Origin of the sequence: Pseudomonas sp. SWRI92, assembly GCF_014268685.1 — a bacterium.
GTDB classification, from domain to species: Bacteria; Pseudomonadota; Gammaproteobacteria; order Pseudomonadales; family Pseudomonadaceae; genus Aquipseudomonas; species Aquipseudomonas marvdashtae.
Genome location: NZ_JABWQY010000014.1, coordinates 128,295 through 143,274, shown reverse-complemented (window position 1 = coordinate 143,274; position 14,980 = coordinate 128,295). Strand labels below are relative to the sequence as shown.

At 64.3% G+C, this 14,980-nt stretch carries 2 protein-coding genes (1 of these 2 running past the window's edge); both read left to right on the top strand.

What is annotated here, in order from left to right:
* Positions 1–218 precede the first annotated feature (218 nt).
* On the top strand, positions 219–12,548 hold the full coding sequence (locus HU762_RS20195; RefSeq protein ID WP_186639987.1) for a non-ribosomal peptide synthase/polyketide synthase: 12,330 nt from the start codon (positions 219–221) through the stop codon (positions 12,546–12,548).
* On the top strand, positions 12,548–14,980 hold the start of the coding sequence (locus tag HU762_RS20190; protein ID WP_186639985.1) for a non-ribosomal peptide synthase/polyketide synthase. Its footprint extends 11,043 nt past the window's final position; 2,433 of the gene's 13,476 nt are visible here — the first part of the coding sequence; the start codon lies at positions 12,548–12,550; its stop codon lies beyond the right edge, outside the window. Before HU762_RS20195 ends, HU762_RS20190 begins: the two co-directional genes overlap by 1 nt.

The window sequence follows — 14,980 nt, the reverse complement described above, 5'->3', positions numbered from 1 at the left end:
TCGTTCCCACGCTCCTGCGAGGGAACGCCGCCCTGGACGCTCAGCGTCCCCTGCGTGACGCAGAGCGTCACCGGATGCGTTTCCACGCAGAGCGTGGGAACGATCTGAATCCAGCTTCCTGACACAAATTCCCAATCGCTAATTTTTCCGGTTTGCATTCGTTTCATAGGGACGACATGCCTTTGTGCCTTGTGCCCACTGATTCCGGATACCCAGAAATGAATGCTGAAGACGCCTTGAAACTTGCTCGCCGGTTTATCGGGTTGCCCTTGGACAAGCGCCAGATGTTCCTGGCAGCGCTGGACAAGGAGGGCGTGGAGTTCAGCCGTTTCCCTATTCCCCAAGGCGTCGAGGCTGACGACCGCCAGGCCCTGTCTTACGCCCAGCAGCGCATGTGGTTTCTCTGGCAACTGGACCCGCAAAGCGGCGCCTACAACTTGCCCGGTGCGGTCCGGCTCAAGGGCATGCTGAGCCTGCCAGCGCTGGAGCGAGCCTTCGCCAGCCTGGTGGCCCGCCATGAAACCCTGCGCACGGTGTTCCAGCGCCAGGCCGACGACAGCCTCCTGCAAGTACCGGCCAATGCGCCGCTGGTGATCGAGCAACAAGACCTCGGCAACTTGCCCGCAGGCGAGCGCGAGCAGGCGGTACGCCAGGCGGCGGAAGCGCAATCGATGCGGCCCTTCGATTTGTCGAACGGTCCCTTGCTGCGAGTCGAGTTGCTCAAGCTCGATGAGCAGGAACACGTGTTGCTGCTGACCTTGCATCACATCGTCTCCGATGGCTGGTCGATGAACGTGCTGATCGATGAATTCATCCGCTGCTACGACGCCCATGAAGCGGGCCTGGAGCCGCAATTGGCTGACTTGCCGATCCAGTACAGCGATTACGCGCTGTGGCAGCGCCGCTGGCTGGAGGCCGGTGAGCAGGCGCGGCAGCTGGCGTACTGGCAGGCGCAATTGGGTGATGAACATCCGGTGCTGGAGCTGCCGACCGACCATTCGCGCCCGGCCATGCCGAGCTACCGTGGCAGCCGTCATGAGTTTGCCATCGATGCCGCATTGGCGGAGCAACTGCGCAGCACCGCCCAGCAGCATGGCGTCACGCTGTTCATGTTGTTGCTCAGTGCGTTCAATGTGCTGCTGCATCGCTACAGTGGCCAGTCGGATATCCGCGTCGGTGTGCCGATCGCCAACCGTAACCGTGACGAAATCGAAGGCTTGATCGGCTTCTTCGTCAACACCCAAGTGCTGCGCACTGAGCTGGATGGCCAGACCCGTATCGACGAGTTGTTGCGCCGGGTCAAGGAGACCGCGCTGGGTGCGCAGGCTCATCAAGACCTGCCATTCGAACGCCTGGTCGAAGCCCTGAAGTTGGAGCGCAGCCTCAGCCATACGCCACTGTTCCAAGTCATGTACAACCATCAACCGCAGGTGGCGGATGTCACCACGATCCGCACGGCGTCCGGGCTGGAATTGGGCATGATCGAGTGGCAGGCCCGCACCACGCAATTCGACCTGACCCTGGACACCTTTGAGAAGGCCGGCACGCTGCACGCTGCGCTGACCTTTGCCAATGACCTGTTTGAGGCGCCGACCATCGAGCGCATGGCACGGCATTGGCTGCGCGTACTGACGGCGATGATCGCCGACCCGTCGCAGCGCATCGGCGAGTTGCCGTTGCTCGATAGTGACGAGTACAGCAGCCTGGTCCACGGTTGGAATGCCACCGCCCAACGCTACCCGACCGACCTGTGCATGCATCAACTGATTGAAGCCCAGGTGGCGCGCACCCCGGATGCAACGGCGCTGGTTTTTGACGAACAAAGCCTGACCTACGCCGAGCTCGATGCACGCGCCAACCGACTGGCTCATCTGCTGCGTGAGCGCGGTGTGCGGCCGGACAGCCTGGTGGGCATCTGCGTCGAGCGCTCGGTGGAAATGGTCGTTGGCCTGCTGGCGATCCACAAGGCCGGCGGCGCCTACGTGCCGCTGGACCCTGAGTATCCGCAGGATCGCCTGGCCTACATGATCGAGGACAGCGGCGTCGCCTTGTTGTTGACCCAGCGCTCGTTGATGGCGGGGCTGCCGTCCGATGGCGTCGAGGTGATCACGCTCGATCAGCCGGCCGCTTGGCTCGACGGCTACAGCGCGCGTCGCCCCGACATCAGCATCGATCCGCTGAACCTGGCCTATGTGATCTATACCTCCGGCTCCACCGGCAAGCCCAAGGGCGCGGGCAACAGTCACGCCGCCCTGGTCAATCGCTTGTGCTGGATGCAACACGCCTACGGCCTGGATGGCGGTGATGCGGTGTTGCAGAAAACCCCGTTCAGCTTCGACGTGTCGGTGTGGGAGTTTTTCTGGCCACTGATAACCGGTGCGCGCCTGGTGGTGGCCGCGCCGGGTGCGCACCGCGACCCGCGGCAACTGATCGAGACCATTAACCGTCACGGCATCAGCACGCTGCATTTCGTGCCGTCGATGCTGCAGGCGTTCATCCACGAGCCAGGCGTGGAAAGTTGCGAAGGCTTGAAGCGCATCGTCTGCAGCGGTGAGGCGCTGGCGCTGGACGCCCAGCATCAAGTCTTTGCGAAACTGCCGAACGCCTCCCTCTACAACCTGTACGGCCCGACCGAAGCGGCCATCGATGTTACCCATTGGACCTGCGTCGACGAAGGTGCCGATTGCGTGCCGATCGGCCAGCCCATCGCCAACCTGCGCACCCATGTGCTCGACGCCCAGTTGTCGCCGGTGCCGTGGGGTGTGTCGGGCGAGTTGTACCTGGGCGGGGCAGGGCTGGCGCGCAATTATCACCAACGCCCGGGGCTGACGGCGGAGCGTTTTGTGCCGTGCCCGTTCCATGACGGTGCGCGCCTGTACCGCACCGGTGACCAAGTGCGCCAGCGCGCCGACGGGGTAATCGAATACCTCGGTCGCCTCGACCATCAGGTCAAGCTGCGCGGCCTGCGCATCGAGCTGGGCGAAATCGAAACCCGCCTCATGCAGCACCCGCTCGTGCGCGAGGCCGTGGTGCTGGTGCAGGACGGCAAGCATCTGGTGGGTTACCTGGTGCTGCAAGACGGCGACCCCCACGAGACGTGGCAGCAGGATCTCAAGGCCTGGCTGCTGGGCAGCTTGCCGGAATACATGGTGCCTACGTACCTGATGCCGTTGCATAAGTTGCCAGTCACCGCCAACGGCAAACTGGATCGCAAGGCCCTGCCACAGCCAGACGCCGCGCCTCAGCAGGCGTTTGTGGCACCACAGGATGCGCTGCAAACCGCCCTGGCCGAGATATGGCAGGACGTGCTCGGAGTGGCGCGCGTGGGGCTCGAAGACAACTTCTTCGAGCTGGGCGGCGACTCGATCATCTCCATTCAAGTGGTCAGCCGTGCGCGACAGGCCGGTATCCGCATTCATCCCCGTGATCTGTTCCAGTACCAGACGGTGCGCAGCCTGGCGTTGGTTGCCAGCTACGACAATCACAGTACCGTGGATCAAGGGGCGGTCACTGGCGACGCCGTGCTCGGGCCGATCCAGCAACAGTTTTTCACCCAGGGGATGCAGGTCCGCGAGCACTGGAACCAGTCGCTGTTGCTGACTGCCCGCGAGCGGCTGAATGCACACTGGCTCGACGCGGCGCTGACCTGCCTCATCAATCATCACGACGCCTTGCGCCTGCGTTTTGTCGAAGGCGCCGACGGTTGGCAGCAGCATCATGGGCCGCTGGTGCAAAGCGCCGACGTGTGGCAACGCGATGCCCGGTCCGTCGACGAGTTGAATGCATTGTGCGACGAGGCGCAGCGCAGCCTGGACCTGCAAGACGGGCCGCTGTTGCGCGCCATGCTGGTGAATCTGGCCGACGGTAGCCAGCGGTTGGCGCTGATCATCCATCACCTGGTGGTGGACGGCGTGTCGTGGCGCGTGCTGCTGGAAGATCTGCAGCAAACCTACGAGCAGCGGGCGGCGGGCGGCGGCGTGGCGCTGCCAGCCAAGACCAGCGCGTTCAAGTGCTGGACAGCGCGGCTGAGCGCCGAAACGTCGCGCTTCGACGGTCAGTTGGCTTACTGGAAAGCCCAGCATCACGGGGCGCGGGATCTGCCTTGCGAGCGCCCGCAGGGCAGCCTGCAGAATGTTCACGGCGCCAAGATCGAATGGCGCCTGGACGCCGAGCTGACCCGGCAATTGCTGCAACAGGCGCCCGCGGCCTATCGCACGCAGGTCAACGACCTGCTGCTGACTGCGCTGGCCCGCACCATCAGCCACTGGAGCGGGCAGCCCGGCACGCTGATCGAACTGGAAGGCCATGGCCGTGAAGAGCTGTTCGATGACATCGACCTGACCCGCACGGTCGGTTGGTTGACGAGCTTGTTCCCGGTGAAGCTGACCGCCACCGACGACCTCGACGGCTCGATCAAGGCGATCAAGGAACAACTGCGCGGCGTCCCGGACAAAGGCCTGGGCTACGGCGTGCTGCGTTATCTGGCGGCGCCTTCGGTGCGAGCCGAATGGGCGGGCCTGGCGCCCGCGCGCATCACGTTCAACTATCTGGGCCAGTTCGACCGTCAGTTCGATGAATCGGCGCTGTTGGTACCGTCCAGCGAAGGCAGTGGCGTCGCCCAGGATCCAACGGCTCCGCTGGCCAACTGGCTGACCGTGGAAGGCCAAGTGTACGGCGGGGAACTGGCGATGAGCTGGGGTTTCAGCCGTGAGATGTTCGACAGCGCGACGGTGCAACGGCTGGTCGACCAATACGCCATCGAGCTCAAGGCGCTGATCGAGCATTGCGCCAACCTTGCGATGCCGCAAGCCACGCCGTCGGATTTCCCCCTGGCGCAGATCAGCCAGGCGCAGCTCGACCAGCTGCCGATGCCGGCCGGCCAGCTCGATGACATTTATCCGCTGGCGCCGATGCAGCAGGGCTTGTTATTCCACACGCTCTACGAACAGGCCGCGGGCGAATACGTCAACCAACTGCGGGTGGACGTGCAAGGCCTCGATGCCGAGCGCTTCCGCACGGCGTGGCAAGCCACCGTCGCGACGCAGGATATCCTGCGCAGTGGTTTCGTCTGGCAGGGCGAATGGGAGCAACCGCTGCAGGTCGTCCACAAGCAGGTGCAGTTGCCCTTCACCGCGCTGGACTGGCGCGAGCGAGACGAGCAGACCCAGGCCCTGACGGCGCTGGCCAATGCCGAACGCGCGCAAGGTTTCGATCTTGGCCAGGCGCCGCTGTTGCGCCTGGTGCTGGTGCGCACCGGCGCCGAGCACTGGCATCTGATCTACACCCATCATCACATCCTGATGGACGGCTGGAGCAATTCGCAGCTGCTCGGCGAGGTTATGCAGCGCTACAACGGACGCCCGCCCGCCAGCACCGTCGGCCGTTATCGCGATTACATCGGCTGGCTGCAACGCCAGGACGGGAAGCTCAGCGAGGGCTTCTGGCGCGAGCAACTGGCCGCGCTGCAAGAGCCGACCCGACTCGCCCGCGCAGCGTTGGACAGCGATAGCCAGGGCGGCCACGGCGATCGTTTCCAGACGCTCGACGCGCCACGCACGCAGGCGCTGGAAGCGTTTGCCCGCAAGCAGAAAGTCACCGTCAACACGCTGGTGCAAGCGGCCTGGCTGCTGTTGCTGCAACGCTATACCGGGCACCCGACCGTGGCGTTTGGCGCGACCGTGGCCGGGCGGCCGGCGGATCTGCCTGGCATCGAGCAGCAGGTCGGGTTGTTCATCAACACCTTGCCGGTGATTGGCACGCCACGTCCCGACCAGACGGTCAGCCAATGGCTGCAAGCGGTGCAGGCGCAGAACCTGAGCCTGCGCGATTTCGAGCACACGCCGTTGGCGGACATCCAGCGTTGGGCCGGGCAGGGCGGTGAAGCGCTGTTCGACAACATCCTGGTGTTCGAGAACTACCCGATCGCCCAGGCCTTGCAGCAACGCGTCGGCAGCGACGTCACCTTCGGCGAGGTCTGCAATCTTGAGCAGACGCACTATGCGCTGAGCGTGGCGGTCACCCTCGGTGAACAACTGGCGCTGCATTACAGCTACGAGCGCCGGCAGTTCGCCGATCAGGCCGTCGAGGACATCAGCGCTCATCTGCTGCATCTACTTGAACAATTCAGCCAGGGCGCCGAACGCAGCCTGGGGGAAATCGCCCTGGCGAGCGCTGCGCAACAGGCGCAACAACAGGCCGATAACCGCCCGCAGCCGTATCCGGTGGACATCGCTGTGCATCAACGGATCGCCGCGTTGGCGGCCGAGCGTCCGCAGCGCACGGCGGTGATTTTCAACGGCCGGCACTTCAGCTACGGCGAGATCGACCAGCGCGCGAATCAATTGGCCCACGCCTTGATTGCCCGTGGCGTCGGTCCTGAAACCCGCGTTGGGGTGGCCCTGCCGCGTAGCGAAGGGGTGATCGTCGCGCTGTTGGCGGTGCTCAAGGCCGGTGGCGCCTACGTGCCGTTGGATATCAGCTATCCGCGAGAGCGCCTGGCGTACCTGATGGAGGACGCCGGGCTGGCGTTGCTGATCAGTGACACGTCGGTGTCGGCGCAGTTGCCCGTGGACGAATCGTTGCCGCTGTTGGAGCTCGACCGTGTCGATCTGCGCGATCTGCCGGCCAGCGCGCCGCAGGTCTCACTCGATCGGCAAAACCTCGCCTACGTCATCTACACCTCCGGTTCCACCGGCAATCCCAAAGGCGTGAGCGTGGCCCACGGTCCGCTGGCGATGCACTGCCAGGCCATCGGCGAGCGCTATGAAATGCGCGACAGCGATTGCGAGTTCCATTTCATGTCGTTCGCTTTCGACGGTGCCCATGAACGTTGGCTCACCAGCCTGACTCACGGCGCGTCGCTGCTGATTCGCGACGACAGCCTGTGGACCCCGGAGCAAACCTACAACGCCATGCGCGAGCACGGCGTGACGGTGGTGGCGTTCCCGCCGGTGTACCTGCAACAACTGGCCGAACACGCCGAGCGCGAGGGTAACCCACCGAAGGTGCGCATCTACTGCTTCGGCGGCGATGCCGTGCCCAGCGCCAGTTTTGAACGAGTCAAGCGCGCCCTCGACCCGGATTTCATCATCAACGGCTACGGCCCGACCGAAACCGTGGTCACGCCGCTGATCTGGAAAGCCGGTCGCGAGGTGGCGTGTGGCGCCGCGTACGCGCCGATTGGTAGCCGCATCGGCGACCGCAGTGCCTACGTGCTCGACGCCGATCTGAACCTGCTGCCCCAAGGCATGGCCGGTGAGCTGTACCTGGGCGGCACTGGGCTGGCCCGCGGTTACCTGAACCGTCCGGGCCTGACCGCCGAGCGCTTCGTTGCTGACCCGTTCAGCGCCGGCGGTCTGCTGTACCGCACCGGCGACCTGGTGCGCCAGCGCGTCGACGGCACTTTCGATTACCTGGACCGTATCGACAACCAAGTGAAGATCCGCGGTTTCCGCATCGAGCTGGGGGAAATCGAAGCCAGCCTGCAAGCCCTCGATGGCGTGCGCGAAGCGGTAGTCGTGGCCCAGGAAGGCACCGCCAGCAGCGGCAAGCGCCTGGTGGCCTATGTGGTGGCCGAAAAACCCGTGCAAAAAAATTTCGCCGAGCAGCTGCGCGAACAGCTCAAGGCGACATTGCCGGCGCACATGGTCCCGGCTTATCTGCTGCTGCTCGAACGCCTGCCGCTGACCCCCAACGGCAAACTCGACCGCAAGAACCTGCCCAAGCCTGACACCAGCCAATTGCAGCAAAGCTACCTGGCGCCGCGCAGCGCGTTGGAGCAGCAATTGGCGTCGATCTGGCAGGACGTGCTCAAGCTCGAACGCGTCGGCCTGCGGGACAATTTTTTCGAGCTGGGCGGCGATTCCATCGTCTCGATCCAGGTGGTCAGTCGCGCCCGCCAGGCCGGGATTCATTTCACGCCCAAGGATCTGTTCCAGCATCAAACCCTGGAAATGCTGACGACCGTGGCCCGCCTGGGCGAAGCCGCCCAAGTCATCGGTCAGGGCCCGGTTACCGGTGAGCTGGCACTGTTGCCGGTGCAACGCTTGTTCTTCGAACAAACGATCGCGCAGCGTCATCACTGGAACCAGGCGGTGATGCTCAAGCCGACCGAGCGCCTGGATGCGCGAGTGCTTGACCAGGCATTAAACGCGCTGGTGCTGCATCACGATGGCCTGCGTTTGAGCTTCACCGAGCGGGGCGAGGGTTGGACGGCGCGCTACCGTGCGCCGGCCAGCCATCGCGATGAGTTGCTCTGGGCCGTGGACGCGCCTGATGCACAGGCCTTGCAAAGCATTGCCAACGAGGCCCAGCGCAGCCTGCATCTGCAAGACGGGCCGCTGCTGCGAGCGGTCTTGGCGACGCTGGCCGATGGCAGCCAACGGCTGTTGCTGGCGGTTCATCACCTGGTGATCGATGGCGTGTCGTGGCGGATCCTGTTTGAGGATCTGCAAAGCGCTTACCGGCAGTTATCCAGTGGCGCAGCCTTGCAGCTGCCGCTCAAGACCCATTCGGCGCAGGCCTGGGCCGAGCGGCTGCAAGGCTATGCGCGCAGCAACTCGCTGCAGCAGGAATTGGCCTTCTGGCAAGCCCGGCTCGAGGGCGTCGATGCAAGGTTGCCAATGGATAACCCACACGGCGGGCAGCAGAACCGCTTGGCGATGACTGTGCGTACGCGACTCGACGCCGCGCTGACCCGACAACTGCTGCAAGACGCGCCCAAGGCCTATCGCACCCAGGTCAATGATTTGCTGCTGACTGCTTTGGCGCGGGTCATGGTGCGTTGGACCGATGCCGACAGCGTGCTCATCCAGCTCGAAGGCCATGGTCGCGAAGCCCTGTTCGACGATGTCGACCTGACCCGCACCGTTGGCTGGTTCACCAGCGTTTACCCGGCCAGGCTCACGCCACGGGCGGACCTTGGCGAATGCCTGAAACAGATCAAGGAACAACTGCGGGCGATTCCCGACAAGGGCCTGGGCTTTGGCGCCCTGGCCCATCTGGCCGATGACGCCACGCGTGCGCTCCTGGCGCGACTGCCGACGCCAAGTCTGACCTTCAACTACCTGGGGCAGTTCGACGCCAGCTTTGACGAAGCCGACGGCGCCTTGTTCGTGCCGGCCGACGAAGCTGCTGGCGATGAGCTGGACGCCGAAGCGCCACTGTCCAACGTGTTGGCCTTGAACGGCCAGGTGTTCAATGGCGAGCTGAACCTGGGCTGGACCTTCAGCCGCGAGCAGTTCAACGAGGCCACCATCCAGGCCTTGGCCGACGAATATGCGGACCAATTGCAGCGGCTGATCAAGCATTGCTGCCAGGGCGGACACCACGGTGTGACGCCGTCGGACTTCCCGCTGGCGAGCCTGAATCAGCAGCAATTGGACGGGCTGCCAATGCCGACAGCGCAGATTCTCGACCTCTATCCGCTGTCGCCGATGCAGCAGGGCATGTTGTTCCATGGCGTGTACGGCGACGCCAGCGGTGACTACAGCAACCAGTTGCGCCTGGACGTCGAAGGGCTGGATCCGCAGCGTTTCCGCCAGGCCTGGCAGGCTGCAGTGGACGCCCATGACATATTGCGCACGCGTTTCGTCTGGCAGGGCGACCTGTCGGCGCCGGTGCAAGTCGTCAGCAGGTATCTGGAGCTGCCTTACAGCGTGCATGACTTGCGCGGCGACCCGCAGCCCGACCAGACCTTGCAGACCCTCGCCGATGCCGAGCGCCAACAACTGGACCTGAGCGCGTCGGCCCTGATACGCCTGATGATCGTGCGCCTCGACGAGCAGCGTTATCACCTGATCTACAGCCACCACCACATCCTCATGGATGGCTGGAGCAATTCGCAGTTGCTCGGCGAAGTGTTGCAGCGCTACAGCGGCCAGTCGGTTGCCGTGTCTGGCGGTCGTTATCGCGACTACATCGCCTGGCTGCAACGCCAGGACGCGGCGGCCAGCGAAGCGTTCTGGAAGCCTGCGCTGCAACGCCTGGAAGCCCCGACGCGGCTGGCCGATGCGGTTGCCAAACCGGCCGACATGGACGCCGGCTACGGTGATCACGTGCAGGTGCTGGACGAAGCGTCGACCCGCCGCCTCGAAGCTTTCGCTCGAGCCTCGAAAGTCACCGTCAACACGCTGGTGCAAGCGGCATGGCTGCTGCTGTTGCAGCGCTACACCGGCAAAGCCACCGTGGCGTTTGGCGCGACGGTGGCCGGGCGTCCGGCGGACTTGCCGGGCATCGAGCAGCAGATCGGGCTGTTCATCAACACCTTGCCGGTGATCGCCAGCCCGCGGGCCGAGCAGTCGCTGGACAGCTGGCTGCAAGCGGTGCAGGAACAAAACCTGGCGCTGCGCGAGTTCGAACACACCGCGTTGCTGGACATCCAGCGCTGGGCCGGGCAGGGCGGCGACGCGCTGTTCGACAGCTTGCTGGTGTTCGAGAACTACCCGATTGCCCAGGCCCTGGAGCAGGGCGCTCCGGACGGTTTGCGCTTCGGCTCGCCCATCACCCAGGAACAGACCAACTACCCGTTGACGCTGTTGGTGGGGTTGGAGCGGCAGTTGTCGGTGCACATGAGTTATCAGCGGGCGAGTTTCTCGGCGGTTGTCGTGGAACGTCTGGCGGCGCACCTGGCGCAGTTGCTGGGACAAATGACCGACGGCGGCGAGCGCTGCCTGGGTGAACTGTCGATGCTGGAATTCGATGAGCATCAGCGCCTGACCCACGAGTGGAATCCAGTCGATGCGCCGTTCGAACAGGACGTTTGTGTTCACCAACTGATCGCCCGCCAGGCGCAATCCACTCCTGACGCATTGGCGGTCACTTTCGCCAAGACGCGCCTGAGCTACAGCGAACTCGACGGCCGCGCCAATCGCCTGGCCCACAAGCTCATCGAGCTGGGCGTCGGCCCGGAAGTGCGAGTGGGCGTGGCGATGCCGCGTTCCGAGCAGTTGTTGATCGCCTTGCTCGCGGTGTTCAAGGCCGGTGGCGCCTACGTGCCGCTCGACCCGGATTATCCGGCCGAACGCGTGGCCTACATGCTAGATGACAGCCGTGCGCGGGTGCTGTTGACCGAGCAGGCAGTGGCGGCGACGTTGACGGTTCCGGCGGGGACCGAAGTGTTGCTGCTGGACCGGATTGAGTTGACCTCCTATCCGTTGAAACCACCGGTTATAGCTGTCACGCCAGACAACCTCGCCTACGTCATCTACACCTCCGGCTCCACCGGCAAACCCAAAGGCGTGGCCATCGCCCATCGCAACGTGCTTGCGCTGATCGACTGGTCGAAATCGGTCTACAGCCGCGACGACATCCAAGGCGTACTCGCTTCCACCTCGGTGTGCTTCGACCTGTCGGTGTGGGAGCTGTTCGTCACGCTCGCCAACGGCGGCTCGTTGATCATCGCCCGCAACGCCCTGGAACTGCCGCAGCTGCCGGCCCGCGATCAAGTCCGGCTGATCAACAGCGTGCCCTCGGCCATCGCTGCGTTGCAGCGCAACGGCGAGATTCCGCCGAGCGTGCGCATCATCAACCTGGCCGGCGAGCCGCTGAAGCAAAGCCTGGTGGAGACGCTGTACCAACAGCCAACCATCGAGCACGTCCACGACCTTTACGGCCCTTCGGAAGACACCACCTATTCGACCTGGACCCGCCGCACCGCCGGCGGCACGGCGAACATCGGTCGCCCGCTCAAACACACCGCCAGCTACCTGCTGGACGCGAACCTGCAACCGGTGCCCCAAGGCGTCTCGGCGGAGCTGTACCTGAGCGGCGCGGGCATCACCCGGGGTTACCTCGGGCGGGCGGCGATGACCGCCGAAAAGTATGTGCCGAACCCGTTCTCCACGAACGGCGAACGCCTGTACCGCACCGGTGATCTGGTCCGATATCGCGCCGATGGCGTGCTCGAATATCAGGGCCGGATCGACCATCAAGTGAAGATCCGTGGCTTCCGCATCGAGCTGGGGGAAATCGAGGCGCGGCTGCTGCAACAACCGGCGGTGCGCGAAGTGGCGGTGCTCGCCCAGGAGGGCGCGGGCGGTCAACAGCTGGTGGCCTACGTGGTCGCTTCGGCTCTGGACGCGGACGCCAATACCTTGCGAGATCAGCTCAAGGCCAATCTCAAGACAAGCGTGCCCGACTACATGATCCCGGCGCACTGGCTGTTCCTCGAACAACTGCCGCTGACGCCCAACGGCAAGCTCGACCGCAAGGCGTTGCCGGGCATCGAGAGCGGGTTGTCGCAAAGCAGCTACGAAGCGCCTGTCAGCGAACTCGAACAGCAGGTCGCGGCGATCTGGGCCCAAGTGCTCACCGTCGAGCGCGTGGGCTTGCGCGATCACTTCTTCGAGCTGGGCGGCCACTCGTTGCTGGCGGTCACCGCCGTCTCGCGCATGGCCCTTGAACTGGGGTTGAGCCTCACCCCGCAACTGCTATTCCAGCACCCGGTCCTGAAGGATTTCGTCGCGCAACTCGACAGCGGCGACCGGTCAATCAACGAACAGAAACTGAACAAGCTGGACGCCCTGCTTGATGAAATGGAGGAAGTCTGATGGACAAGAGTGTTGCTTTGAGGGTCGCCAAGCGCTTTATCACTCTGCCGCTGGACAAACGCAGGCTGTATCTGGAAAAGATGCTCGAAGAGGGCGTCTCGCCGGCCAATCTGCCGATCCCCGAGGTGCGTTCCGGGTTCGAACACATCCCGCTGTCCTATGCCCAGGAGCGCCAGTGGTTCCTGTGGCAGATGGATCCCTACAGCTCGGCTTATCACATCCCCACGACCCTTCGCCTGAAAGGCCGGTTGGACGTGCCGGCCCTGGAGCGCAGTTTCAATGCCCTGGTCGAGCGCCACGAGAGCTTGCGCACCACCTTCACCGAGCAAGGCGAGCAGGCTGTGCAGGTCATCCATCCGCACATGCCGCTGCGCATCGCGGTCCAGCAATTATCCGCCGGTTCGCTGGCCAGCCAGGACCCCGTCATCAAGGCCTTCGTCGAAGGTGAAACAGCGCGTCCATTCGATCTGCGCCAGGGACCGCTGCTGCGGATTTCGCTGTTGAAAATCGCCGAAGACGACCACGTGTTGGCGCTGATCCAGCACCACATCATCGCCGATGGCTGGTCGATGCAAGTGCTGGTGGATGAACTGGTGCGGCACTACGCCGCCGACACCGCCAACCAACCGCTGGCCTTGCCGGAGCTGCCGGTGCAGTACGCCGACTACGCCATCTGGCAGCGCCATTGGCTGGAGGCCGGCGAGCGCGAGCGTCAGTTGGCCTATTGGCTCCAGACCCTGGGTGATGAGCAGCCGGTGCTTGAGCTGCCGCTCGATCATCCGCGCCCACCCGTGCAAAGCTTTCGTGGCGCGCGCTTGGACTTGAAGCTGGCAGCCGAACTGGCGACAGCGCTCAAGCAACTGGCCCAGCGCGAAGGCGCGAGCCTGTTCATGGTCTTGCTGGCATCGTTCCAGGCGTTGCTGCACCGCTACAGCGGCCAGCCGCAGATTCGCGTGGGCGTGCCGACCGCCAACCGCAACCGGGTCGAGACCGAAGGGCTGATCGGCTTTTTCGTCAACACCCAAGTGCTTAACGCCCATGTCGACGGGCAGCTGCCATTCGATCGCTTGCTTGCCCAGGTCAAGCAAGCGGCCATGGCCGCCCAGGCCCATCAAGACTTGCCATTCGAGCAACTGATCGAGGCGCTGCAACCGGAGCGCAGCCTCAGCCACAGCCCGATCTTCCAAGTCATGTTCAACCACCAGAACGCCGGCGCCAATCGAAGCCGGCAGATGCACCTGCCGCAACTGCGCGTCGAAGATTTGCTGTGGGAAGGGCGCACCGCCCAGTTCGACTTGACCCTCGGCACCTATGAAACCGAGCAGGGCATTGCGGCGGAGCTGACTTACGCCACCGACCTCTTCGACCCCCTGACGATCGAACGCCTGGCCGAGCACTGGCAAAACCTGTTGCGAGGCATCGTCGACGCGCCACACCAGCGCATCGGCGAACTGCCGCTGCTCGGCCCGGCGCAACAGCGCCTCACGCAACAACAATGGCTGCGCGTGGCCGATCATGGTGCCGAGGCCGTGTGCGTACACCAGCGCATCGCTGAACAGGCCCGTCTGAATCCCGAGGCACTGGCGCTGACTGTCGACGGACACGCCCTGAGCTACGGGCAACTGGACGCACGTGCCAACCAACTGGCTCACCGCTTGATCGAGCGGGGCGTGACGCCAGGCCAATTGGTGGGCATCGCGGTGGAGCGCAGCGCCGAAATGATCGTCGGCCTGTTGGCGATCCTCAAGGCCGGCGGCGCCTACGTACCGCTGGACCCGGCGTACCCGGAGGATCGCCTGGCCTACATGATCGAGGACAGCGGCATCGGTTTGTTGTTGACCCAGGCCCGCTTGGTCAATCGATTGCCGATCCCGGCGACGCTCCAAACCCTGCTGCTGGATCAGCCGGACGCCGCGCTGCAAGACGCCGCCCAAACCTGCCCGGCCGTAGCGCTGACCGGCGAGCACCTGGCTTACGCCATCTACACCTCCGGCTCCACCGGCAAGCCCAAGGGCGTCATGGTGCGCCACGGCGCGCTGAGCAATTTCATCAGCAGCATGATCGCCCAGCCAGGCCTCGCGGCCGGCGACCGCATGCTGTCGCTGACGACGTTCTCCTTCGATATTTTCGGCCTGGAAATCTACGGGCCATTGTCGGTCGGGGCCAGCGTGGTGCTGACCGGCCAGAACGTCCATCAGGATCCACAAGCGGTGCTGGCGCTGATCGAACAGCACGACGTCAGCGTGCTGCAAGCCACGCCGTCGAGCTGGCGCATGCTGCTCGATCATGAGCAGGCTTGGGTGCTCGCCGGTCGTACTTTCCTGTGCGGCGGCGAAGCATTGCCGCTGGAGTTGGCCCAGCGTCTGCTAGCGCTTTCGCCGAAGGTCTGGAACCTCTACGGTCCGACCGAAACCACGATCTGGTCGGCCGTG